The 22,513-nt window shown below is 70.8% G+C and carries 22 protein-coding genes; 6 read left to right on the forward strand and 16 right to left on the reverse strand.

Going from position 1 to position 22,513, the window contains the following annotated elements; genetic code table 11:
- Nucleotides 1–191: 191 nt before the first annotated feature.
- From IE278_RS29155 to IE278_RS29215, 13 genes are all read right to left on the reverse strand, one after another.
- Nucleotides 192–386, reverse strand: coding sequence for a hypothetical protein (locus IE278_RS29155; RefSeq protein ID WP_189776241.1), 195 nt, complete (start codon nucleotides 384–386; stop codon nucleotides 192–194).
- A gap of 203 nt (nucleotides 387–589) precedes the next feature.
- Complete coding sequence (locus tag IE278_RS29160) at nucleotides 590–1,240, reverse strand: hypothetical protein (protein WP_189776242.1); 651 nt, start codon at nucleotides 1,238–1,240, stop codon at nucleotides 590–592.
- Nucleotides 1,241–1,318: 78 nt separating this feature from the next.
- A complete protein-coding gene (locus tag IE278_RS29165; protein WP_189776243.1) occupies nucleotides 1,319–1,909 on the reverse strand; it encodes a GNAT family N-acetyltransferase in 591 nt (196 codons plus the stop codon).
- Nucleotides 1,887–4,217 carry an MMPL family transporter gene (locus IE278_RS29170; RefSeq protein WP_189776244.1) on the reverse strand — a complete coding sequence of 777 codons (2,331 nt, stop codon included), beginning with the start codon at nucleotides 4,215–4,217 and terminating at the stop codon, nucleotides 1,887–1,889. Before IE278_RS29170 ends, IE278_RS29165 begins: the two co-directional genes overlap by 23 nt.
- A 484-nt stretch (nucleotides 4,218–4,701) precedes the next feature.
- Nucleotides 4,702–6,213 carry an Asp-tRNA(Asn)/Glu-tRNA(Gln) amidotransferase subunit GatB gene (gatB, locus tag IE278_RS29175; protein WP_189776245.1) on the reverse strand — a complete coding sequence of 504 codons (1,512 nt, stop codon included), beginning with the start codon at nucleotides 6,211–6,213 and terminating at the stop codon, nucleotides 4,702–4,704.
- 15 nt (nucleotides 6,214–6,228) lie between these two features.
- Complete coding sequence (locus IE278_RS29180; RefSeq protein WP_189776246.1) at nucleotides 6,229–6,462, reverse strand: hypothetical protein; 234 nt, start codon at nucleotides 6,460–6,462, stop codon at nucleotides 6,229–6,231.
- Nucleotides 6,463–6,467: 5 nt separating this feature from the next.
- Nucleotides 6,468–7,973 carry an Asp-tRNA(Asn)/Glu-tRNA(Gln) amidotransferase subunit GatA gene (gene gatA, locus IE278_RS29185; RefSeq protein WP_189776247.1) on the reverse strand — a complete coding sequence of 502 codons (1,506 nt, stop codon included), beginning with the start codon at nucleotides 7,971–7,973 and terminating at the stop codon, nucleotides 6,468–6,470.
- 5 nt (nucleotides 7,974–7,978) lie between these two features.
- Complete coding sequence (gene gatC / locus IE278_RS29190; RefSeq protein WP_015036350.1) at nucleotides 7,979–8,275, reverse strand: Asp-tRNA(Asn)/Glu-tRNA(Gln) amidotransferase subunit GatC; 297 nt, start codon at nucleotides 8,273–8,275, stop codon at nucleotides 7,979–7,981.
- Nucleotides 8,276–8,603: 328 nt separating this feature from the next.
- Nucleotides 8,604–10,898, reverse strand: coding sequence for a putative bifunctional diguanylate cyclase/phosphodiesterase (locus IE278_RS29195; protein ID WP_189776248.1), 2,295 nt, complete (start codon nucleotides 10,896–10,898; stop codon nucleotides 8,604–8,606).
- A 262-nt stretch (nucleotides 10,899–11,160) separates the two neighbouring features.
- A complete protein-coding gene (ligA, locus tag IE278_RS29200) occupies nucleotides 11,161–13,407 on the reverse strand; it encodes an NAD-dependent DNA ligase LigA (protein ID WP_281403192.1) in 2,247 nt (748 codons plus the stop codon).
- Between the two features lie 15 nt (nucleotides 13,408–13,422).
- A complete protein-coding gene (locus tag IE278_RS29205; RefSeq protein ID WP_189776249.1) occupies nucleotides 13,423–14,442 on the reverse strand; it encodes a methionine synthase in 1,020 nt (339 codons plus the stop codon).
- Between the two features lie 86 nt (nucleotides 14,443–14,528).
- The gene (locus IE278_RS29210) at nucleotides 14,529–15,227 is read right to left on the reverse strand and encodes an SDR family oxidoreductase (RefSeq protein WP_189776298.1); all 699 of its coding nucleotides are present in this window, start codon (nucleotides 15,225–15,227) and stop codon (nucleotides 14,529–14,531) included.
- Between the two features lie 17 nt (nucleotides 15,228–15,244).
- Entirely contained in the window at nucleotides 15,245–15,784 is a 540-nt protein-coding gene (locus tag IE278_RS29215) for an LOG family protein (RefSeq protein WP_189776250.1), read from the reverse strand.
- Nucleotides 15,785–15,924: 140 nt separating this feature from the next.
- Here IE278_RS29215 and IE278_RS29220 point away from each other — a divergent pair, with 140 nt between their 5' ends.
- The 3 genes from IE278_RS29220 (at nucleotide 15,925) to IE278_RS29230 (ending at nucleotide 17,435) form a co-directional block, all read left to right on the forward strand.
- Nucleotides 15,925–16,257, forward strand: coding sequence for a DUF427 domain-containing protein (locus IE278_RS29220; protein ID WP_189776251.1), 333 nt, complete (start codon nucleotides 15,925–15,927; stop codon nucleotides 16,255–16,257).
- Between the two features lie 93 nt (nucleotides 16,258–16,350).
- Nucleotides 16,351–16,857 (forward strand): DUF6584 family protein, encoded by a 507-nt coding sequence (locus tag IE278_RS29225; protein ID WP_189776252.1) that lies wholly within the window; start codon nucleotides 16,351–16,353, stop codon nucleotides 16,855–16,857.
- A gap of 47 nt (nucleotides 16,858–16,904) precedes the next feature.
- Entirely contained in the window at nucleotides 16,905–17,435 is a 531-nt protein-coding gene (locus IE278_RS29230) for a hypothetical protein (protein WP_189776253.1), read from the forward strand.
- 8 nt (nucleotides 17,436–17,443) lie between these two features.
- Here IE278_RS29230 and IE278_RS29235 read toward each other — a convergent pair whose 3' ends face one another.
- Nucleotides 17,444–18,082, reverse strand: coding sequence for a DUF6461 domain-containing protein (locus IE278_RS29235; protein ID WP_189776254.1), 639 nt, complete (start codon nucleotides 18,080–18,082; stop codon nucleotides 17,444–17,446).
- A 22-nt stretch (nucleotides 18,083–18,104) separates the two neighbouring features.
- Nucleotides 18,105–19,103: an AraC family transcriptional regulator gene (locus tag IE278_RS29240; RefSeq protein WP_246570802.1), complete on the reverse strand. Its 999-nt coding sequence runs from the start codon at nucleotides 19,101–19,103 to the stop codon at nucleotides 18,105–18,107.
- A 78-nt stretch (nucleotides 19,104–19,181) separates the two neighbouring features.
- On the opposite strand from IE278_RS29240, the gene IE278_RS29245 reads away from it, so the two are divergent.
- Complete coding sequence (locus IE278_RS29245) at nucleotides 19,182–19,934, forward strand: SDR family NAD(P)-dependent oxidoreductase (RefSeq protein WP_189776255.1); 753 nt, start codon at nucleotides 19,182–19,184, stop codon at nucleotides 19,932–19,934.
- Nucleotides 19,935–19,971: 37 nt separating this feature from the next.
- Here IE278_RS29245 and mnmA read toward each other — a convergent pair whose 3' ends face one another.
- Nucleotides 19,972–21,105, reverse strand: coding sequence for a tRNA 2-thiouridine(34) synthase MnmA (gene mnmA, locus IE278_RS29250; protein WP_189776256.1), 1,134 nt, complete (start codon nucleotides 21,103–21,105; stop codon nucleotides 19,972–19,974).
- Between the two features lie 60 nt (nucleotides 21,106–21,165).
- On the opposite strand from mnmA, the gene IE278_RS29255 reads away from it, so the two are divergent.
- Together IE278_RS29255 and IE278_RS29260 are read left to right on the forward strand one after the other, a co-directional pair.
- Nucleotides 21,166–21,948 carry an N-acetylmuramoyl-L-alanine amidase gene (locus IE278_RS29255; RefSeq protein WP_189776257.1) on the forward strand — a complete coding sequence of 261 codons (783 nt, stop codon included), beginning with the start codon at nucleotides 21,166–21,168 and terminating at the stop codon, nucleotides 21,946–21,948.
- Nucleotides 21,949–22,057: 109 nt separating this feature from the next.
- A complete protein-coding gene (locus IE278_RS29260) occupies nucleotides 22,058–22,474 on the forward strand; it encodes a DUF1761 domain-containing protein (RefSeq protein ID WP_189776258.1) in 417 nt (138 codons plus the stop codon).
- The last annotated feature ends 39 nt before the right edge of the window (nucleotides 22,475–22,513 follow it).

Genomic DNA, 22,513 nt, shown 5'->3' on the forward strand with positions numbered 1-22,513 from the left:
GCCCACGGCCGCGGGCCCGCCCGCGGTGGCGGACGGGCCCGAGGTCGTGGTCGCCGGGAAGGCGGTCGCCGAGGGCGTGGTCGGTGGGGACGTGGTGGGGGCCGGGAGCGCGGTCACCGCGTCCCCGTCCCCGTCCTCGTGCCGGGCAGGGCGGCCGACCCCCGTGCGGCCGCCCCGCCACCCGCCGGCGCTCATGCGGCGCGTGCGAACCGGGGCCTGCGGGAGCGGTGGCCGTTCACCCGCCCCTCGCCGTCGTCGTGATCGGTTCGCGCGGCCTCGTGCCGGGCCGCACGACGGGTGCGGGCGGCCTCGCGGGCCATGCGGTAGTTGTCGGCGGCGCGGATCATCTCCGCGGAACGGATCTGCTGGAGCTCGTACTCGAACATCTGGTACCCCTCGTGAAGAGTGACGGCGAAGAGTGACCGGTAGGGGGTCACTGTCGACTTCGCTCGTCCGTGATGCCTCAACCTTCGTCTCCAAGGGGGGTGCGCCACATCGGGAGAGTTCCGCATCTTGAACGCGCGAGGGGCCTTAGTCCCGCCGTGAGTGGCTCACGGCGGGACTAAGGCCCCTCAGGACGTGCGGTTGTTCAGCTGCTCGTGGTCGGCATGCCGAGGAGGACGTCGGAGTACTTGAGCGCGGCCAGCAGCAGGCCGATGACGCCGAGCGAGACACCCGCCCAGGCGACGGACTTGACCCACGGGGACTGGGCGGGAATCCGGTCCGGGTTGCCGAACGCCGGCCTCACCAGCACCACGACACCGACGATCAGCGCGGCCAGCGCGAAGAAGCCGGCGACCAGGGCGTTGGCGTTCCAGGAGTCGGCGTACACCTGCTTGATCTGGGTGGCTACGGGTGAGCCCTGCGCGGTCTCCAGCTGGCCGTACAGCGAGTCGCGCGCCTGCGCGATGGTGCCCATCCAGCTGCCGGTCAGGGAGACGATGCCCAGTCCGGCGGAGACGACCGCGGCGGCCCCCATGGCCACGCCGGAACCGGCTTCGGCCGCGACGGCGACCTGCTCGTCCTCGGCCTCACCCTGCTGGTCGTCCTCGTCCAGGTTCTCGGAGTCGGTCCGGCCGTCGGCCGCCTCGGTGGCCTCGACCTCCTCGACCTCCTCGACCTCTCCGATCGCGCCGACCGCGCCCTTCTCGTCACCCTTGCCGAGCTTCACGGCCTCGTCGTCGCGCTGTGCCTCGGTGCCGGTCTCGATTCCGGCCTCGTTCTCTGTCTTGGTTCCCATGCTCCGCACCGTACGGACGCTGTCTGAGAATTTCTTTAAGATCCCGGGAACAGGGTCCCGGGACCAGGATCGGGATCCTCACGCGTGGGTCGGCAGATCCCCTTGTCCGGCGGCGGCCTCGCGTGCGGCCCGCCACTCCCCCGCGAGGACCGACCACACCTCGGTGTCCTGTCGTACGCCCCGGTGGGGCCAGTTCTCGCGCAGGACGCCCTCGCGGCTCATGCCGAGCCGTCGGGCCACGTTCAGGCTGGGCACGTTGGCCGTGGCCGCGTGCCACTCGACGCGGTGGATGCCGCGTTCGTCGACCGCCCAGTCGATGAGGACGCGGATCGCGCGGGTGATGAGGCCGCGGCCCGACGCCGAGGGCTCCAGCCAGCAGCCGACCTCGCAGACCCCGTGCTCGGCGTCGAAGACACGGAAGAGGACACCGCCGACGAGCAGGCCGTCCAGCCACACCCCGTGCAGGCTGCCCGTGTCGGCGGCCTTCTTGTCGGCGAACGACTGGAGCAGCTCGCGCGCGGAATCGGTATCCGTGACGCGCGACCCGAAGGAGATGTACTGCTGCACGAACTCGCGTCCGCGGTCGAGATGCGCCAGGAACTGGTCCGCGTGCCACGGCTCCAGGGGCCGCAGTTCGGCGCCGTCGTCACCCAGGGATATCGCGTACATCCTGCTGCCGCTCCTTCACGAGTACCGCCACGGGTACGTCCGCCGGTGCATCCACGAACGCGTCGTCGCGTGTGCTGTCGCGTGTGCCGTCGCGCAGGTCGTCGCGCGCCCCCGGGATCGTCGCACGTCGGCCCGGACCGGCGGTACGGATTTCCGGCGGCTCGATACTGAGCCGCGGCAGGCGCCGGTCGAGCCAGCCGGGCAGCCACCAGTTGGCGCCGCCGAGCAGGTGCATGAGGGCGGGCACGAGGAGCGTACGCAGCACGAACGCGTCGAGGGCGACGGCGGCGGCCAGCCCGACCCCGAACATCGCGATCACGCGGTCGCCGCTGAGCACGAAGGCCAGGAAGACCGAGATCATGATCACGGCGGCGGAGTTGATCACCCGGCTCGTCTCCGCGAGGCCCACGCGGACGGCCCGGCGGTTGTCGCCGGTCTCCAGCCATTCCTCGTACATCCGGCCGACCAGGAACACCTGGTAGTCCATGGAGAGCCCGAAGAGCACGGAGACCATGATCACGGGCAGGAAGGGTTCGATCGGACCGGCCCGGCCCAGGCCCAGCAGTTCACTGCCCCAGCCCCACTGGAAGATCGCGACGACGACCCCGAAGGAGGCGGCCACGGCGGCGACGTTCATCGCGGCGGCCTTCAGGGGGATGCCGACGGACCGGAAGGCGAACAGCAGCAGGAGGCAGCCGAGACCGATCACCACGCCCACGAAGAGGGGCAGTTTGCCGACGATGACGGCCGCGAAGTCGTCGTATCCGGCGGTGATGCCACCGACCCGCAGATCGAGCGTGGTCCCGGTCTCGGCCCGCGGCAGCACCTCGGTACGGAGCCGGTCGACGAGTTCGCTGGTGTGCCGGGACTGCGGTGAGGACTCCGGGACGACGGAGAGGTAGGCGGTGTCCCCGTCGCCGTCGTACGTCACCGGGGTCACGTCCTGGACGCCCTCGGTCTCCCGGAGCGTGGCGTCGAGGTTGTCGAGGGCGAGCCGGTCCTGGGCGCCGGTGACGGGCGTGACGAGGGTCAGCGGCCCGTTTATGCCCGGCCCGAAGCCCTCCGAGACGAGGTCGTACGCCTGTCGCGTGGTGGCCGTTCCCGGATTGTTGCCCTGGTCGGAGGTGCCCAGGTGCAGGGAGAACATCGGCAGCGCGAGCAGCGCCATGACGGCGAGGGCGACGCCGCCGAGGAGTTTGGGGTGCCGTTCGACGAAGACGGACCAGCGGGCGGCGAGCCCGGTGGGGACCTCCGGTTCGGGCCCGTGCTCGGCCAGCCGGCGGCGTTCACGGCGGCTCAGCGCGCGCATGCCGATGAAGGAGAGCAGTGCGGGCAGCAGGGTGACGGAGGCCGCGACGGTGAGGACCACGGTGAGCGAGGCGGCGATCGCGACGCCGTTCAGGAAGCCGAGCCGCAGGATGAGCATGCCCAGCAGGGCGATGCAGACGGTGGCGCCCGCGAAGACGACCGCGCGCCCGGTGGTGGCCACCGCGTTGCGCGCGGCCTCCTCGACCGGGAGACCGCGCTTGAGACCGCGGCGGTGCCTGGTCACGATGAACAGCGCGTAGTCGATGCCGACGCCCAGCCCGATCAGCAGGCCGAGCATCGGCGCGAAGTCGGCGACGGTCATCACCTGCCCGAGCAGCACGATTCCCGCGTACGCGGTGCCGACGCCGACCAGCGCCGTGGCGATGGGCAGCAGCGAGGCGGCGAGGGAGCCGAAGGCGAGGAAGAGGACCACCGCGGCGACGGCCACGCCGACGATCTCGGCGAGATGTCCGCCGGAGGACTCGGTGAGGACGACGGCCTGGCCGCCCAGCTCGACCTGCAGCCCGTCGGCCTCGGCGGCCTTCGCGACGGCGACGACGGCCGAGGCCTCGCCCCGGTCGATGTTCTCGGCCGGGGCGTCGAAGGTCACCGTGGCGTAGGCGGTACGCCCGTCACCGCTGATCCGCCCCGCACCGGGCCCCTCACGCCCCGGGCCCTCGTAGGGGCTGACGACGGAGGAGACCCCGGGCAGGTCGGCGATCTCGTCGAGGGTGCGGGTCATGGTCTGTTCGACGTCGGCGGCCCGGACCGTGCCGGGGGTGGAGTGCCAGACAACGGTGTCACTGTCCCCGCCGAGGCCGGGAAAGTTCTCGTGGAGCAGCTCGGCGGCCCGGCCCGACTCGGTACCCGGCACCTGGTAGTCGTTCGAGTACGCGGATCCGGCGACGAGCGCCGCGGTGGCGGTCCCGCCGAAGGCGACGAGCCAGAGCAGGAGGGCGACGAGACGGTGCTGCACACACCAACGTGCTAGGGCTGCCACGGACGAACTCCCGGGGGGATTTGTGGATCTTTATCGGGAACTGCCCGCAAAGAACGCATGACCGATGCGTTGTCACTCTTCCAGCCGAAAGTGATCGTTGGTCTCATTCATGGGCTTACTCACAGGAAAGCGAGGCAGTTCACACGACAATCCGACGGACTCTGTAGCCCCTCAGCGCTTCCCGTAGCCCCACAGAAACGCCCGCACCCCGGCCTTCGGCATTCAGGGGCACGCTTCGGGGGCCGCGGGAAACGGCGCACGCTTCTGCCTCTGGGGGCGCGGGGAACGGCGCAGTCTTTTGCCTTTGGGGGCGCGGGGAACGGCGCAGTCTTTTGCTTTCAGGGGCGCGGGGAACGGCGCGACCAGCCACGACCGACCCGCACCCGACGCACAACCCACCGGCGGCACGCCACACCCGCGGCACGCCAAAGGGGCGGCGCACCACCCAGGTGCCCCGCCCCTTCACACAAGGGAGCCCGAGGGCCTAGCCCTCGACCCCCAACTTCTCAAGGATGAGCTCCTTGACACGCGCGGCGTCAGCCTGCCCCCGCGTGGCCTTCATGACGGCCCCGACCAGCGCACCGACCGCAGCCACCTTGCCACCACGAATCTTGTCGGCGACACCGGGGTTCCCCGCGATGGCCTCGTCGACGGCAGCCGTCAACGCACCCTCGTCCGAGACGACCTTCAACCCGCGCTTCTCGACGACCTCGTCGGGCGTGCCCTCACCCTTGACGACGCCGTCGATGACCTGGCGGGCCAGCTTGTCGTTGAGGGACCCCTCACCGACCAGCGCGGCCACCCGGGCGACCTGCTCGGGCGTGATGGCCAGCGAGTCCAGGGACACCCCGGACTCGTTGGCCGCACGCGCCAGCTCACCCATCCACCACTTGCGCGCGGAAGCCGAGTCGGCACCCGCCGCGATCGTGGCGACGATGAGGTCGATGGCTCCGGCGTTGAGCATCGACTGCATGTCGTGGGCGTTGACGCCCCACTCCTCGCGCAGCCGGTTGCGGCGGGCCAGCGGCTGCTCGGGAAGCCCCGCGCGCAGCTCCTCGACCCATTCACGGGACGGAGCGACCGGAACGAGGTCGGGCTCCGGGAAGTACCGGTAGTCCTCGGCCTCCTCCTTCACACGCCCCGAGGTCGTCGACCCCGTGTCCTCGTGGAAGTGGCGGGTCTCCTGGATGATCGTTCCGCCGTCGTTGAGCACGGCGGCGTGCCGCTGGATCTCGAACCTGGCCGCCCGCTCCACGGACCGCAGCGAGTTGACGTTCTTCGTCTCGGAGCGCGTACCGAACTTCTCGCGGCCGTGCGGGCGCAGCGACAGGTTCACGTCGCAGCGCATCTGGCCCTGCTCCATCCGGGCTTCCGAGACGCCGAGCGCCTTGATCAGCTCGCGCAGCTCGGCGACGTACGCCTTGGCGACCTCGGGGGCGCGTTCGCCCGCTCCCTCGATCGGCTTGGTGACGATCTCGATGAGCGGGATACCGGCGCGGTTGTAGTCGAGCAGCGAGTGCGAGGCGCCGTGGATTCGGCCCGTCGCGCCACCGACGTGCAGGGACTTGCCGGTGTCCTCCTCCATGTGGGCGCGCTCGATCTCCACGCGGAAGATCTCGCCGTCGTCCAGCTGCACGTCGAGGTAGCCGTTGAAGGCGATCGGCTCGTCGTACTGGGAGGTCTGGAAGTTCTTCGGCATGTCCGGATAGAAGTAGTTCTTCCGGGCGAAACGGCACCACTCGGCGATCTCGCAGTGAAGCGCGAGGCCGATCTTGATCGCGGACTCGACGCCGATCGCGTTGACGACCGGCAGCGCGCCGGGCATGCCCAGACAGGTCGGGCAGGTCTGCGAGTTGGGCTCGGCGCCCAGCTCGGTGGAGCAGCCGCAGAACATCTTGGTCTTGGTGCCGAGTTCGACATGGACCTCAAGGCCCATGACGGGGTCGTACGACGCCAGTGCGTCCTCGTACGACACCAGGTCAGTCGTGACAGTCACGGTGAAACTTTCCCCTCAGCCCAGCAGAACGTCTTCGTCGCCCAGGCGCTTGAGCTCCCGGTAGAGGATGGCGAGGCCGGTGACGATGGCGGCGGCGGACACGGTCGCGTCGATCAGCCTCAGCGTGTCCCCGTCACTGCGGGCCAGCTTGATCTGCTTGGCGACGCTGATCGCGCCGAACGCGGTACTGCCGAGCGACACGTACAGCCCGGTCTTCGACTTCTTGAAGTTCTTTGCCTTCTTGGCCATGGCACTCACAGCGACGGAGCCTCCTCGATCAACGGGTGACCCCAGCGTTCCACGAACGCGGCCTCGACGGCGGCTCCCACCTTGTACAGGCGGTCGTCCTTGAGGGCCGGCGCGATGATCTGGAGGCCGACGGGCAGATTGTCCTCGGGTGCGAGGCCGCAGGGCAGCGACATCGCGGCGTTGCCCGCGAGGTTGGTCGGGATGGTGCACAGGTCCGCGAGGTACATCGCCATCGGATCGTCGGCGCGCTCGCCGATCGGGAAGGCGGTGGTGGGCGTGGTCGGCGAGACGATCACGTCGACCTGCTCGAACGCCTTCTCGAAGTCCCGCGTGATGAGCGTACGGACCTTCTGGGCACTGCCGTAGTACGCGTCGTAGTAGCCGGAGCTGAGGGCGTACGTGCCGAGCATGATGCGGCGCTTGACCTCGTCGCCGAAGCCCGCCTCACGGGTGAGGGCGGTGACCTCCTCGGCGGAGTGGGTGCCGTCGTCACCGACGCGCAGGCCGTAGCGCAGACCGTCGAACCGGGCGAGGTTGCTCGAACACTCGGACGGGGCGATGAGGTAGTACGCCGACAGGGCCAGGTCGAAGGACGGGCAGTCCAGCTCGACGATCTCGGCGCCCAGTTCCTTCAGGAGGGCGACCGACTCGTCGAAGCGCTGTACGACACCGGCCTGGTAGCCCTCGCCGCGGAACTGCTTGACGACGCCGACGCGCATACCGTCCACGCTGCCGTTGCGGGCGGCCTCGACGACGGCCGGGACCGGCTCGTCGATGGAGGTCGAGTCGAGCGGGTCGTGCCCGGCGATGACCTCGTGCAGGAGGGCCGCGTCCAGCACGGTACGGGCGCAGGGCCCGCCCTGGTCGAGGGAGGACGAGAAGGCCACCATGCCGTACCGCGACACCCCGCCGTACGTCGGCTTCACGCCGACCGTGCCGGTGACGGCGGCGGGCTGGCGGATGGAACCGCCGGTGTCCGTGCCGATCGCGAGGGGCGCCTGGTAGGAGGCGAGGGCCGCGGACGAGCCGCCGCCGGAGCCGCCGGGGATGCGGGACAGGTCCCACGGGTTGCCGGTCGGCCCGTACGCGCTGTTCTCGGTGGAGGACCCCATGGCGAACTCGTCCATGTTGGTCTTGCCGAGAATGACGACGTCGGCGGCCTTGAGCCGCGCGGTGACCGTGGCGTCGTAGGGCGGGATCCAGCCTTCGAGCATCTTGGACCCGACGGTCGTCGGAATGCCCTTGGTGGTGAAGATGTCCTTGAGCGCGAGCGGTACGCCGGCCAGCGGGCCGAGCTTCTCGCCCCGCGCCCGCTTCTCGTCGACGGCACGGGCCTGGGCGAGCGCCCCTTCCCGGTCGACGTGCAGGAAGGCGTGCACCTTCTCGTCGACGGCCCCGATGCGCGCGAGGTGCGCCTCGGTGACCTCGACGGCGGTGAGCTCGCCGGAGGCGATCGCGGCGGCGATCTCGGCGGCGGTGAGCTTGATGATGTTGACGTTGCTGTCCGTCATGGTGATTAGTCCTCCCCCAGGATCTGCGGCACCTTGAAACGCTGCTGTTCCTGGGCCGGGGCGCCGGAGAGCGCCTGCTCGGGGGTGAGCGACGGACGGACCTCGTCCGCGCGCATGACGTTCGTCAGCGGCAGCGGGTGGGAGGTCGGCGGTACGTCTTGGTCGGCGACCTCGCTGACGCGGGCGACCGCGCCGATGATGTCGTCGAGCTGACCGGCGAAGTGGTCGAGCTCTTCGCCCTTCAGCTCCAGACGCGCCAGTCGGGCGAGGTGGGCGACCTCCTCGCGCGTGATGCCAGGCATGCAGCGATCCTCAGGGGTGAGTGCGTGTGGTGTGGCCCAATCCTATGGGGCGCGACCAGATCCCCGTACATCGGTTTCCCCACCCCTGCCCGGCACGGCTCCCACAGGCACCGTCCCGCCGCCGCGCGCCCCACACCGGGCAGCGGCTCCCGACCGCGCGAGCCGCACACCGGGCGCACAGTCACGTGGCTGCGCAATCCGCACACCGGGCCGGGTTATCCGGCTGCGTGAGCCGCAGACCGGACGGGCAGGCGCCGACGGCGGGTGAGTCCCGCAGAAAACGCTCACCCGTCGAGCACCGTTCACGCGGGCGGGTGGGAAAAGGTCTTTACTCGTCCCCCGCCGCCGCAGGCAACGCGGCAGCAGGCCGCTGCCACCCCCGCGACCCCCGCGCCAGCAACCACGCCGTGGCCTCCTCCGGAGGCATCGCCGCGGCGACGAGCCACCCCTGCACCGCGTCGCACCCGAGGTCCCGAAGCCGCTCCCACGTCTCGTCGTCCTCGACGCCCTCCGCGACGACGAGAAGCCCGAGCGAGTGGGCGAGATCCACCGTGCACCGCACGATCTCGGCGTCCTCCGTGTCCACCGCGAGCCGCGCCACGAACGAGCGGTCGATCTTCAGCTCGCTCACCGGCAGCCGCCGCAGATGCACCAGCGACGAGTACCCGGTCCCGAAGTCGTCGAGAGACATCTTCACGCCGTGCGCGGTCAGCGCCGCCAGGGTGTCCGCGGCCCGCTGCGGATCCTCCAGCAGAACGTGTTCCGTGATCTCCAGCTGCAGCGCCCCCGCAGGGACCCCGTGCCGGGCGAGCCGCGCGGCCACCGATCCCGCGAAGCCGGGAGTGTGCACGTCCCGGGGTGACACGTTCACGGCGACCGGCACCCGAAGCCCCTGGGCACGCCAGCGCGCCACCTGCGCGAGCGCCGCCTCCAGTACGTACTCGGTCAGATGCGGCATCAGACCGGACGACTCGGCGATCGCTATGAACTCGTCCGGCGGCACCTTCCCGCGCTCGGGATGCACCCACCGTACGAGCGCCTCAAGACCGGCGACCTGCCCGTCGAACCGCACCTTCGGCTGGTAGTGCAGCTCTACGTCCCCCGCGTCGAGCGCCCGCCGCAGATCCCCCAGCAGCCCGAGCCTGTCGGGGGTGTTGGAGTCCCGCTTGGACTCGTAGACCTCCACCCCCGTACGGTCCCGCTTCGCCTGGTACATCGCGACGTCCGCCCGCCGCAGCAGCCCTTCCGCGTCCAGCGCGTGGTCGGGGAAGACGGCGAGTCCGGCGCTGGCCTCCAGCACGAGCGTCAGCCCGTCGAGGTCGAGCGGCGACCCGAGCGCGGTCACGAGGCCGCGGGCGACCCGTGTCGCCGAGGTGGTCGAGTCGGCGATGGGCAGCAGCACGGCGAACTCGTCCCCGCCCAGCCGCGCGGCCTCCGCCCCGCGCGGCAGCGCGATCCGCAGCCGGTCCGCTATCTGCAACAGCAGCCGGTCCCCGGCGAGATGCCCGAGGGTGTCATTCACGGACCTGAAGCGGTCCAGGTCGATCAGCATCAGAGCGGAACGCGCACCGATGCGTTCGGCGTCGTCCAGCGCCCGCCAGGTCCGTTCGAGCAGCCACTGCCGGTTGGGCAGTCCCGTGAGGGGATCACGCAGTTGCTCCTCGGCCCGGGCCCGCGCTATCCAGAGCGTGGAGTCGAGAGCGATGAGGGGCACGGCGAAGAGCGGAAGCAGTGCGGGGAGGGCGATGGCGACGACACAGATCAGCGGCGCGATGCCGAGCAGGGCGACGGCGACGAGCCCCTGCCTGACCAGGGCCGTGCGGGCGACGGTCGGCAGTCCGGGCGTGCGCGGCGCGTGGAGGTACCAGAGCAGCGCGCGGCTCACGACGAGATACGCCCCGGCCGCCAACACCACCTGAGGCACGGCGAAAAAGGTCCAGGTCTCCGGTTTCCAGGGCGTCTCCACGGACGGCACGCGGCCGAACGCGGCCAGCACCAGCGCCCCCGCGCCGATGCCGAGGATGTCCACCGCGCCGTGCAGGATGCCCTGGCGCCAGCGGTGCCGGCGGGCTATGCCGACGAGCACGACGACGGTGAGACTGACCATTCCGGCCGGTACCCAGCCGTACAGCAGCAGGACGGCGAGGGTGAGGGCCGCTCCGGAGCCCGTGCCGCCCCACCAGCGGGACCGGCCGAGCGCGACCAGGTGGCCGACGATGACGCCGACCAGGACGGCCAGCGCCCAGCCGGCCGATCCTGACGGGAAGAGCGCGTGGTGGCCGGTGAAGGCACGGTAGAAACCCGCGCCCAGCACGGCCCCGGCGGCCACGACGACGGCCGTGGGCAACGCGGGCCAGGTCAGCTGCCGGTCGGCGTCCTGGCCGGTCAGCGGGGGGTGGGAGCCGGTGGCGGCGGTGAACCGGCCCGAGCCGGGCCCGTCCGTGCCGGTGCGCTGTCCGGTGGCGTAACCCGGCACGCCGGATCGCTCCGCGGGCCCGGTGACGCCGAGGCCCGCCCCGAACTCCCGGCTTCGCTCCAGCAAGGGTTGCCCCCATCGCCGCACGCCGGTCATCCAGCGTGGGCGCAGCCGTGAGTCCGGGGCGGCGCTCTCGGTCGGTTCCATTCCCGTCCCTCTCACGGCCGGCGGTGCCCACGCCACGCGGCCCGACGCACGATCAGTCCCTCAACGGCTCCGCGTCTGGAAAACCCTTCCCCAGACTCCTGAAGAGCAAGGGGGTGCCCCAACCGCAGCTGGGCACGGCAGGCGCAGACCTCAACAGTAGGCCGCAGAAGGCTCCTAAGGGCAGCGGTCGTCTACGGTTGCCCGAATGCGACACGGCCGCCCCTATGCATCTGGTATGCGCCGAACGGGTGGTCTTCAACCGCTACCCCTCGATCGGAAGTGCCGCTTCCGCCGCCGCCTCCGGTCCTTGTTCGAGCAGAACGGCGAAACCGTCCTCGTTCAGAACCGGCACTTTGAGCTGCATGGCCTTGTCGTACTTCGATCCAGGATTGTCACCTACGACAACGAAAGACGTCTTCTTCGAAACAGAACCGGTCACTTTCGCCCCGCGGCTCTGCAGTGCCTCTTTCGCTCCGTCGCGTGTGTGACGTTCCAGCGTGCCGGTGACCACGACGGTCAGTCCCGCGAGCGGCCGGGGCCCCTCGTCCTCGCCGGAGTTCTCCTCCTCCATGCGGACGCCGGCGGCCTTCCACTTGCGGAGGATCTCCTGGTGCCAGTCGACCGCGAACCACTGCTTGAGCGAGGCGGCGATGATGGGCCCGACGCCCTCCACTGCGGCCAGTTCCCCCTCCGTGGCCTGCTCGACGCGGTCGATCGAGCGGAACTCACGCGCCAGCGCCTCGGCCGCGACCGGACCCACGTGCCGGATGGACAGGCCCGTGATGATCCGGGCCAGCGGGCGCTCCTTCGCCGCGGCGATGTTCTCCAGCATCGCCAGGGCGTTCTTCCTGGGCGCGCCCTCCTGGTTGGCGAAGACCGTGGCGATCTTCTCCTCGCCCGTCTTCGGGTCCCGCTTGGGCAGTCCGCTGTCCTGGTCGAGGACGTACGCTCTGATGGGCAGCAACTGCTCGATGGTCAGGTCGAAGAGGTCGCCCTCGTCCCCCAGGGGCGGCTGCGACGGCTCCAGCGGCTTGGTGAGCGCGGCGGCTGCCACGTAACCGAAGTTCTCGATGTCCAGGGACTTGCGGCCGCCGAGGTAGAAGAGGCGCTCGCGCAGCTGGGCCGGGCAGGTGCGGCCGTTGGGGCAGCGCAGGTCGATGTCCCCCTCCTTGGCCGGCGCCAGCGGTGTGCCGCACTCGGGGCATTCGGCGGGCATCACGAACTCCCGCTCGCTGCCGTCGCGCAGGTCGACGACCGGTCCGAGGATCTCCGGGATGACGTCACCGGCCTTGCGCAGCACCACCGTGTCACCGATGAGGACGCCCTTGGCCTTGACCACGTCCTGGTTGTGCAGGGTCGCGAACTCGACCTCGGAACCGGCCACCGTCACCGGCTCCACCTGCGCGTACGGAGTGACGCGGCCCGTACGGCCCACGCCCACCCGGATGTTGAGCAGCTTGGTGTTGACCTCCTCCGGCGCGTACTTCCACGCGATCGCCCAGCGCGGGGCGCGGGAGGTCGAGCCGAGGCGGCCCTGGAGGGGGATCTCGTCGAGCTTGACGACGACGCCGTCGATCTCGTGCTCCACGGAGTGGCGGTTCTCTCCGTAGAACGCGATGAACTCCCGCACGCCGTCGAGGTCGTCGACGACCTTGCCGTAGCGGGTCGTCGGCAGACCCCACTCGCGCAGCAGCTCGTACGCGTGCGAGAGGCAGTCGATGTCGAAGCCCTCGCGCGCGCCGATACCGTGCACGACCATGTGCAGCGGGCGGGTGGCGGTGACGCGGGGGTCCTTCTGGCGCAGTGAACCCGCCGCCGCGTTGCGCGGGTTGGCGAAGGGCTTGTCGCCGGCCTCCACCAGACGGGCGTTGAGCTCCTCGAACTTCTCCATCGGGAAGTAGACCTCGCCGCGGATCTCCACGAGGTCGGGGATGCGCTCGCCCTGGAGGCGGTCGGGGATCTCCGCGATCGTACGGACGTTGGGCGTGATGTCCTCGCCCGTGCGGCCGTCGCCGCGGGTCGCCGCGCGCGTGAGACGTCCGTGCTCGTAGGTGAGGTTGACCGCGAGGCCGTCGACCTTCAGCTCGCACAGGAAGTGGTACGCGGACGTGCCGACGTCCTTGGCGACGCGGTCGGCCCAGGCGGCCAGCTCCTCGTCGTCGAAGGCGTTGTCCAGGGAGAGCATGCGCTCGGCGTGCTGGACGGCCGTGAACTCCGTCGCGTACGCCCCCGCGACCTTCTGGGTCGGCGAGTCCGGGGTGCGCAGCTCCGGATACTCGTCCTCCAGGGCCTCCAGCGAGCGCAGGAGCTTGTCGAAGTCCGCGTCGCTGACGACCGGCGCGTCCTTCACGTAGTACCGGAAGCGGTGCTCCTCGATCTGCTCGGCGAGCTGCGCGTGCTTCTCCCGTGCCTCGCTGGGCGCGGGCCCCGCAGCCGCGGCCCCGGCCTTGGCCCCACCCGTGGCCTCGGCCTCGGGTGAGGCGGTCTGTGCGTCCTTGTCGCCGGCCACCGTGTCGTCCTCCCGTTACTCTGGGTTGTCCGCGAGGGATCTCGCCGCCCGGACGCAGTGGGCGAGCGCCCTGCGCGCGTACTCGGGGGAGGCGCCCGCGAGTCCGCACGACGGGGTGAGCGTGACCGCGTCCGTGAGAAGCCCCGGACTCAGCCCCAGCCTGCGCCACAGCGTCCTGACACCCATGACGCTACCGGCAGGGTCTGACAACGGACCGTCCGTGCCCGCCACGACACCGGCGAAGAGCCGGGTCCCCGCTTCCACCGCTTCCCCGATGACGTCGTCGTCACGCTCGGTGAGGAGCGCGAAGTCGAAGGAGACGCCGGTCGCCCCGGCCCGTCGCAGCAGCGCGAACGGCACGTCGGGGGCGCACGAGTGCACGACGGAGGGCCTGCCCTCCTGCACGCCGATCACCTCCCGCAGGGTGGCCTCGACGAGCTGCCGGTCGACGGCCCGGTGGGTGCGGTAGCCGCTCGCTGACCGCACGTGGCCGCGCAGTACGGCGATGAGTGAGGGCTCGTCGAGCTGCAGGACGATCTCGGCGCCGGGGATGCGGCGCCGTACCTCGGCGAGGTGCTCGCGCAGGCCCTCGGCGAGCGAGCCGGCGAGGTCGCGGCAGGCCCCGGGGTCGGAGAGCGCGACCTCGCCGTTGTGCAGCTCCAAGGCCGCCGCGAGCGTCCAGGGGCCGACGGCCTGCACCTTCAGGGGGCCTTCGTAGCCCTGGGTGAACTCCTCCAGGGCGTCCAGGTCTTCGCCGAGCCAGGATCTGGCCCGCTTGGTGTCGCGGCCCGGCCGGTCCCCGAGCCGCCAGCCGCTGGGCTCCACGCGCGCGTACAGCTCGGAGAGCATTCCGGCGGTCCGGCCGATCATGTCCGCGCCGGGGCCGCGGGCGGGCAGTTCCGCCAGGTACGGCATGCCCGTCTCGGGGCCCTCGAAGGTCCCGGCCACGCTCTTGGCGGTCTCCCGGGCGTCCCCGCCCGGCATCGACCCGATGCCGGTGGCGGGGCCGGGCCTGAACTCGCTGTTTTCGCTCACCCGGGCAGCCTACGGAACCCGCGGGAGCCAGGCGCACGGGAGGGCGGGCGCGCACCCGGGCCCGGGTTCAGACCCGCGCGCCCCGGCTAGCGTCCCGGGCGGACCGTCAGGTCGTTGACCTCGGCGTCCTTCGGCAGGTCGAGCGCCATGACGATGGTCGTGGCGACGGACTCGGGGTCGATCCACTTCGAGGGGTCGTACTCCTTGCCCTCCTGCTGGTGGACCTTGGCCTGCATGGCGCTCGCGGTGCGGCCCGGATAGACCGAGGTGACCCGGACCCCGTTCGGGTGCTCCTCGTGCCGCAGCGAGTCGGCGAGGGCCTTCAGACCGTGCTTGGAGGCGGCGTACGCGGACCAGTCGCCGTAGGCGTTGAGCCCGGAACCGGAGTTCACGAAGACGACGTGGCCCTGCGCGAGCCGCAGTTGGGGCAGGAAGTGGCGGGTCAGCTCGGCGGGCGAGATCAGATTGACGTCGAGCTGATGGCGCCAGGTCTTGGGGGTGAGGTCGCCGACCCTGCCGAGGTCGATGACGCCCGCGATGTGCAGGAGCGAGTCCACCCGGTCGGGCAGCGTCTGGTGGGAGAACGCCCAGGACAGCCGGTCCGGGTCCGCGAGGTCGCCGACGAGGGTCCGGGCGCCGGGGAACTCGGCGGCCAGCTCCTTCGCGCGGCCCGCGTCGCGCGCGTGCAGCACGAGGTCGTCCCCGCGCGCGTGGAGGCGGCGGGCGACGGCCGCGCCGATGCCGGAGCCGGCTCCGGTGATCACATGAGTAGCCATGCCCGCCATGCTCCCAGCACGCGCGGTCACTGCGTGCCGCGGCTCTCCTCCAGGTAGGCGAGCGCGCCCACGGCCTCCTCCGCGAAGAACACCAGATCGGTGAGCGGCACGGGCAGGAATCCCTCGGCCTCCATGCGCAGGAACTGCTCCTTCAGCCCGTCGTAGAAGCCGGCGGTGTTGAGCAGGACGACCGGCTTGTCGGTGTGCCCGTGCTTCTTCAGCTCCAGGATCTCGGTGGCCTCGTCGAGGGTGCCCGTGCCGCCGACCATGATGACGACGGCGTCGGCCTTCTCAAGAAGGAGTGCCTTACGCTCCGCGAGGTCCCGGGCGACGACCATCTCGTCGGCGTCCTTGCGGGCCTTGGCGCCCAGGAACTCCACGGAGACACCCACGAGCCGTCCGCCCGCCTCCTGCACGCCGTCGGCGACGACCTTCATGAGCCCGACGTCGGAGCCGCCCCAGACGAGCGTGTGCCCGCCCTTGCCGAGCAGTTCGGCGAACTCACGGGCGGGCCGGGTGTAGCGCTCGTCGAGTTCGGCGGCGGAGAGGAAGACACAGATGTTCATGCGCTCAATTTACGGGTCGTCCCTGGCTCACCGGGAGGGCGTCCGGGCGGGAAGAACGCGACGGCGCCGGATGCTGTACCCGTCAGGAACGTGGCCGCACGTCTGCCACTGCCACGCGATCTCTACCGAGGAGTCGAACCGTGACCAAGGGCCATCGCATCACCGTCGAGCAGGGCACCGAGCGCGTCCGCGCGGTCCACGACGGCAAGGTGCTCGCCGACAGCACGCGCCCGCTGGTACTGCGCGAGACGGGCCTCCCGCCCCGCTACTACCTCCCCCCGGAGGACGTCAACACCGACCTGCTGACCCCGTCGGACACCTCCACCCACTGCCCGTTCAAGGGAGACGCGTCCTACTGGTCGCTCCCTGACGCCCCGGACCTGGTCTGGGCGTACCCGGACCCGAAGCCGGAGGTCGCGGAGATCAAGGACCACTTCTGCTTCTACGAGGTGGAGACGGTCGCCGGGGGTTGATTCCCCTGGTCGGCGACCGCCGCCGACAGCGTGCGGGTGCCGAGCGGCAAAACCGGTTCGACGTGGGCCCGTTCGGCACCCGATCATGCGTTCATGCCCCTGAGAGACACCCTTGCCCGAGTCGACGCGGACCTGGCCGCGGGCCGGGTCCCTGTCGCACGGCAGCGCCTGCGCGGGCTGGTGTCGTCCTTTCCGGACGACCTGACGCTGCGCCGGCGCCTGGCCGAAACGTACCGCCTGTACGGGGAGCCCGCGGAGGCGGGCCGCTGGATGTACCTCGAACAGGACAGGGACACGGCCGAGACCTCCGCCTTCGAGGCGAGGTACCACTCGGCTCAGCGGCGCATGCGGGCACTTGCCTGGCGGGGCGGTGAGTCGCTCGCCGCGACAGCCTTCGCCCAGAAGCAGCTGTCAGCGGTACGAGCCGCCTGCTCCGAGGCCACGGGGCGCCCCGTCGACTGGGACACGGTGCCGTCCGACGAGGAGCAGGACGGCAGGCAGAGCAACCTCGCCGGCGCCCTGGCGGGGGCAGGCTGCCTGTTGGCGCTCCTCGCCTTCATGGCGATCTGGGTGAACGGAGTCGTCGCCCTCTTCGACTGACGCCTCCTGGTGGACGCTCCGTCACGACCGCTGCCATGCTCCCCCGCGTGACCGCACTCGCCGCACTCGCCACGTTCGGCTCGACCGGAGCCGTCGGCCCACTGCGTTGCCACGCGTCCCTCACCGACGTCGCGGCGAAGCTGGGGCCGCCCTGGGGCATCGGCCGCGTCAGCAAACGCCGCCGCTGGCCGCACCTGTTCTCCTACGGCGACGCCGACCTCTGCGTCTGCCGCTGCCGCCTCATCACTTCGATCTGCGTCCAGACGTGGCGCGACACGATCGGCCTGCCGCACCCCCGATCAGGTGCGATCAACTCACACCCTGCTCATCTGACACACCGGCAGACGACCTCGGCCCTCGAAGCGGCCGGGTGCCGCTGGCAGCCGGTCACCCTCGGCCAACCATCCGGCCAGACCGCTCTGCGGACCGAGCCGACCGGGGTCACCTTCACGTTCCGCACCGAGGGCACCCCTGAACCGCTCCTGGAGTCGGCCGGCATCTGGACCGGCACACACAGATGCGTACCTCCGGCCCCTGACGCCCCGGACGACGGCTTCGGAGTAACCGAACCGCACTGACGAGCCGGTCACCCGATCTTCACGCTGCCGCAGACGAAGGTGGCTTCGGCGAGATGGCTCGGGGTGAGCCTGACCTGCGTGAGGTGCTCGGCGAGAGCGAAGGAGGCCGGAACGGCCACGTCGGCGTCGCTGTCGGCATCGAAGCCGTCGGTCGGGACGGGCTCGCCCGGGAACTCGAATCCGAGGCGGCGAATGACGTCCAGGAGCGCATCCGGCTGAGATCCACAGCGGTAACCCGCGTCACGAAGGTCGAACTGAAGACGCCTGTCCGTGTTCTCGGCCCAGAGGAACGAGCCGTCGTTGTTGGCGTTGCCGTTGTCGTAGTGGGAGATCCAGCGGGTGCCCGCCGAGGCCGGCAGCGCCCTTTCCTCGTCGACACCGTGCCAGCCGTTGGGTTCGACCATGAGGGTCCACGGTCCGATCGAGGTCATGCCGAACAGGGTGCGCAGGCCGCTGGACGGGGCGTGGAAGTCGTAGGCGGCTTCGACCAGTTCCGCGACTCCGGCGCGGGCGGGTTCGGCTCGGCCGCCGAGGCGGTGCAGCAGCTCCGCCGGAGAGACCTCGTGGACGAGGGTGAGGCAGTAGGACGCCGCAAGGTCCGGGAAACGTTCCTCGAACCACATGTAGTCGCTGGTACTCGCGGTCATGGACACACTCGTGATCCTCGGGTCAGTGGCCCTTGGCCGGGGTGCCGTTGGCCGGGCCCGTCGATGTTCTGCGGAATTGTTTCGGGGAGGAGCCGACCACGCGGCGGAACGCCGTGCTGAACGCGCTCTCGGACCGGTAGCCGATCGTGAACGCGAGTTCGGAGATCGGTCGGGTGCCGGTGCTCAGGGCGTCGCGGGCGAGGCTCATCCTCCACTGGATCAGGTAGTCCAGCGGGGTCGTTCCGACCCGGCTCCTGAAGGACGAGGCGAACGCGGAACGCGACATGTGGCTGATGTCGGCCAGCTCCTTGAGCGTCCAGGGGTGCGCCGCGTCGGAGTGCATGGCGCGGAGCGCGGCACCGATTCCGTCGTCGTTCAGCGCTCCCAGCCAGCCGGTGGGCTGATCGGCCTGTTCGGCGTGGGCGCGCAGCATGTGGACGAACAGGACCTGTGCGAGGTGGCTCAGGACGAGAGAGCTGCCGGCGGCGGGCGTCCTGGTCTCGGAGACGAGGACCTCGCTGAGGTGCGCCAGGAGCTTGCCGCGGGGATCCGCGGCGCGGACCAGCACGAGCCGCGGCAGGACCTGGGTCAGGACCGGGGTGTTCGTGTCCTCGAAGGAGAAGCGCCCTCCGCAGAGGTACGTGTCTTCCTCGGCCTCCGGCCCGATGCGTACGACACCGTCCTCGGCGCAGTCCCATACCGGCTTCGCGGGGCGCGGCGGCGCGGTGAGCGTGCCGGCCAGGACGTAGGGCGGGGGGTTGCCCAGCAGGTAGAAGTCACCCTCTTCCAGCCGTACGGGCTCGTGCCCGTCAAGGGTCAGCCAGCATGCGCCGCGCGCGACGACACCGATCTTGACGTGCGAGGACCGTTCGAAGCGCAGTGCCCACGGTCCCGCCGTGCGGAGAGCGGGGTCGATCACGGTACGAGGGCGCAGCAGACCGATGGCGTCGGCGATCGGATCGCTGGAGCCGAGCACCTGCTCCTCCGTTCTGGACGATACGTAAAGAAGTGTGGACTCCACATGATGCACCGTACTGGTGTGATCACGAAGGATGGGGGTCGAAGCAGATCAACGACAGAGGGCTGTGGAGGCACTCGCATGGGACAGCTCGAGAACAGAACGGCCGTGGTCACCGGCGGCAGCACCGGAATCGGTCTGGCCGTCGCCGCGCGTCTGGCGGACGAGGGCGCGCACGTGTTCATCACCGGCCGGCGCAAGACAGAGTTGGACGCCGCCGTCGAGACCATCGGAACCTCCAGGGCCACCGCGGTGCCCGGCGACATCTCCGAGGCGGCCGACCTGGACCGGATCTACGACGCGGTCCGCGCCCGCGGACAGGGCCTGGACGTGCTCGTCGCGAACGCGGCGACCGGTGCGTTCGTCACGCTGGAGCAGACCACCGAGGACCACTTCGACCAGACCTTCGGAGTCAACGTCCGGGGCACCCTGTTCACCGTGCAGAAGGCGCTCCCCCTGCTCAACGACGACGCCTCGGTCGTCCTGATCTCCTCCACGGCCGCCGACCACGGCATCGAGGCGTTCGGTGCGTACGCGGCGTCCAAGGCCGCCGTCCGGTCCTTCGCGCGGACATGGGCCAACGAGCTCAAGGGCCGGGGCATCAGGGTCAACGCGGTGTCGCCGGGCGGGGTCGAGACTCCCGGACTCGTCGACGTCTACGGCGGTGAGGAGGCGCTGTCCGGCGTCAAGGAGATGGTCGCCGCGACCGTGGTCAAGGGCCGTCTGGGGCGTCCCGAGGAGGTCGCCGCCGCGGTGTCGTTCCTGGCTTCCGAACAGAGCGGCTACATCGTCGGCGCGAACATCTACGTCGACGGCGGCCTGAACCAGATCTGATCCGCGGCAGGCGGTGCGAGGGAAGCGGCGGCCGGCCTCAGCCCGCGGTGGCGACCGCCGCCCGTACCGTCGTCGCGATCGTCGCCGAACCCACCACGCGCGTGTCGTCGTACAGGACGATCGCCTGGCCGGGGGCGACGCCGCGGACCGGCTCCGTGAAGGCGACCTCCAGGGTGCCGTCCACCAGCTCCGCCCGCACCTCCGTCTCGCCGCCGTGGGCGCGCAGCTGGGCCGTGTACGTGCCGGGGCCGGTCGGGGCCCCGCCGCACCAGCGGGGCTTGATGGCCGTCAGCGCGGAGACGTCCAGGGCGGCGACCGGGCCCACCGTCACCCTGTTGTCGACCGGCGAGATGTCCAGGACGTAGCGCGGCTTGCCGTCGGCCGCCGGGGTGCCGATGCGCAGGCCCTTGCGCTGGCCGATCGTGAAGCCGTACGCACCTTCGTGGCTGCCGACCACCGCGCCCGACTCGTCGACGATGTCGCCCTCCGCCTTGCCGAGGCGCTTCGACAGGAAGCCCTGGGTGTCGCCGTCGGCGATGAAGCAGATGTCGTGCGAGTCCGGCTTCTTCGCGACGGCCAGACCCCGGCGCTCGGCCTCCGCGCGGATCTCGTCCTTCGTGGTGAGCGTGTCGCCGAGGGGGAACATGGCGTGGGCGAGCTGGCGGTCGTCCAGGACGCCGAGGACGTACGACTGGTCCTTCGCCATGTCCGAGGCGCGGTGCAGCTCGCGCATGCCGTCCTCGTTCACCAGCACCTTCGCGTAGTGGCCCGTGCAGACCGCGTCGAAGCCGAGCGCGAGGGCCTTGTCCAGCAGGGCCGCGAACTTGATCTTCTCGTTGCAGCGCAGGCAGGGATTGGGGGTGCGGCCTGCCTCGTACTCCGCGACGAAGTCGTCCACCACGTCCTCACGGAAGCGCTCGGCGAGATCCCACACGTAGAACGGGATGCCGATGACGTCCGCGGCCCGGCGGGCGTCGCGCGAGTCCTCGATCGTGCAACAGCCGCGCGCGCCCGTGCGGAACGATTGCGGGTTCGCCGAGAGGGCGAGATGCACACCGGTCACGTCGTGCCCGGCTTCCGCGGCACGGGCGGCGGCGACGGCGGAGTCCACGCCACCGGACATGGCGGCCAGGACGCGGAGGGGGCGGGGGCGCTGCGAGGTCTCAGTCATAACCCCTCAAGGGTACGGGTCCCCGGGAACCGGAGCCCGCGAGTATCCGTTGAAGATCGCATGGGGGAGACCACGAACGACTCGGACCGCCGTATCGGGCGCCGCGCGCTGCTCATCGGCGGGGCCGCGGCGGCCGTGGGCACCGCCGTGCTGGCGCGGGACGAGCTGGGGCGCCTGTGGTGGCGCACACCGGGCGTGGAGAAGCCGCGCAAGGAGGGCGAGGTCGACTTCGGGGGCGCGCGCTGGGTGGCCGCGTCCTCGGCGAACTGGCGGCGGGCGGACCGGCCCGACGACTTCGGCATAGACCGCGTGATCATCCATGTCACGCAGGGCAGTTTCAAGAGCGCGGTGAAGGTCTTCCAGGATCCCGGCCACGGCGCCGCCGCGCACTACATCGTCGGCAAGGACGGCCGTATCACGCAGATGATCCGCGAGCTGGACGTGGCCTTCCACGCGGGCAACCGCGAGTTCAACGAGCGCAGCGTCGGCATCGAGCACGAGGGGTTCGTCGACCGGCCGGAGGACTTCACGGACGCCATGTACGAGGCGTCGGCCCGGCTGACCGCTCGGATCTGCGCCCGTTACGACATCTCCGTCGACCGCGAGCACATCATCGGGCACGTCGAGGTGCCGGGCACCGACCACACCGATCCCGGGCCGCACTGGGACTGGGACCGGTACATACCCCTGGTGCGCGAGGCGGCGAAGCGCGACGCCGAGCGGACGGCCGGTCCCACCGCCTCCCCGACAGCGGGCTCGACATCCGGGGCGACGAAGGCGACAAAGGCCAGCGGGGCGGGCAGGACGGGCGGGGCGACCCGGACGACCGCGCGCGGCGCGTAGTCCGCCGGACTGCTGCTGCAGTAGCGGCCACAACCTGTCCTGTACCTCGCGCAGACTCCTGTTCGGCGGTCGCACCGGCCGCTCGTTCGCCCTCCCAAGGAGTCTGCGCGTGTTCTCCGTTCTCGCCGACATCAACTGGCTCGCCGTCGTCATCGCGGCCGTCGCGTCGATCGTGCTCGCCGGCCTCTGGTTCGCCGTCGTGATCGCCAAGCCGTACGCCGTCGCCCTCGGCCGTGCGGGCGCGCCCGCTCCGGCGCAGACTGCGGTCACCGCCGCCGGCCCGCTGGTGTGCCTGGCGGTCACCGTCCTGACCAGCGCCGTACTCGTCGAGGCCCTCGACATCACCGGCCTGGGTGACGCCGTGGTCTTCGGGCTCCTCGTCGGTGTCGGCTATCTCAGCGCGATGACCTTCCAGATCGCCATCAACCCGAACTTCCCGCGCCCGCTGTACTACGGCGTCCTCAACGCGCCGTTCTTCGTCATCACGAGCGTGCTCAGCAGCGTCGTCCTCGTCACGATGCGATAGGGACCGCGACAGGGACCCTCCCGGCGGGGGCCTTCCAGT

It is taken from the genome of Streptomyces tauricus (assembly GCF_014650955.1).
Lineage (GTDB): Bacteria > Actinomycetota > Actinomycetes > Streptomycetales > Streptomycetaceae > Streptomyces > Streptomyces tauricus.

Coding starts and splice junctions, on each gene's coding strand:
- gatA (WP_189776247.1), bottom strand. CDS start 7,973: ATGACGGACAGCAACGTCAACATCATCAAGCTCACCGCCGCCGAGATC.
- IE278_RS29160 (WP_189776242.1), bottom strand. CDS start 1,240: ATGGGAACCAAGACAGAGAACGAGGCCGGAATCGAGACCGGCACCGAG.
- IE278_RS29215 (WP_189776250.1), bottom strand. CDS start 15,784: ATGAACATCTGTGTCTTCCTCTCCGCCGCCGAACTCGACGAGCGCTAC.
- gatC (WP_015036350.1), bottom strand. CDS start 8,275: ATGCCTGGCATCACGCGCGAGGAGGTCGCCCACCTCGCCCGACTGGCG.
- mnmA (WP_189776256.1), bottom strand. CDS start 21,105: ATGACTGAGACCTCGCAGCGCCCCCGCCCCCTCCGCGTCCTGGCCGCC.
- IE278_RS29195 (WP_189776248.1), bottom strand. CDS start 10,898: ATGGAACCGACCGAGAGCGCCGCCCCGGACTCACGGCTGCGCCCACGC.
- IE278_RS29155 (WP_189776241.1), bottom strand. CDS start 386: ATGTTCGAGTACGAGCTCCAGCAGATCCGTTCCGCGGAGATGATCCGC.
- IE278_RS29210 (WP_189776298.1), bottom strand. CDS start 15,227: ATGGCGGGCATGGCTACTCATGTGATCACCGGAGCCGGCTCCGGCATC.
- IE278_RS29245 (WP_189776255.1), top strand. CDS start 19,182: ATGGGACAGCTCGAGAACAGAACGGCCGTGGTCACCGGCGGCAGCACC.
- IE278_RS29180 (WP_189776246.1), bottom strand. CDS start 6,462: ATGGCCAAGAAGGCAAAGAACTTCAAGAAGTCGAAGACCGGGCTGTAC.
- IE278_RS29165 (WP_189776243.1), bottom strand. CDS start 1,909: ATGTACGCGATATCCCTGGGTGACGACGGCGCCGAACTGCGGCCCCTG.
- IE278_RS29225 (WP_189776252.1), top strand. CDS start 16,351: ATGCCCCTGAGAGACACCCTTGCCCGAGTCGACGCGGACCTGGCCGCG.
- IE278_RS29255 (WP_189776257.1), top strand. CDS start 21,166: ATGGGGGAGACCACGAACGACTCGGACCGCCGTATCGGGCGCCGCGCG.
- IE278_RS29235 (WP_189776254.1), bottom strand. CDS start 18,082: ATGACCGCGAGTACCAGCGACTACATGTGGTTCGAGGAACGTTTCCCG.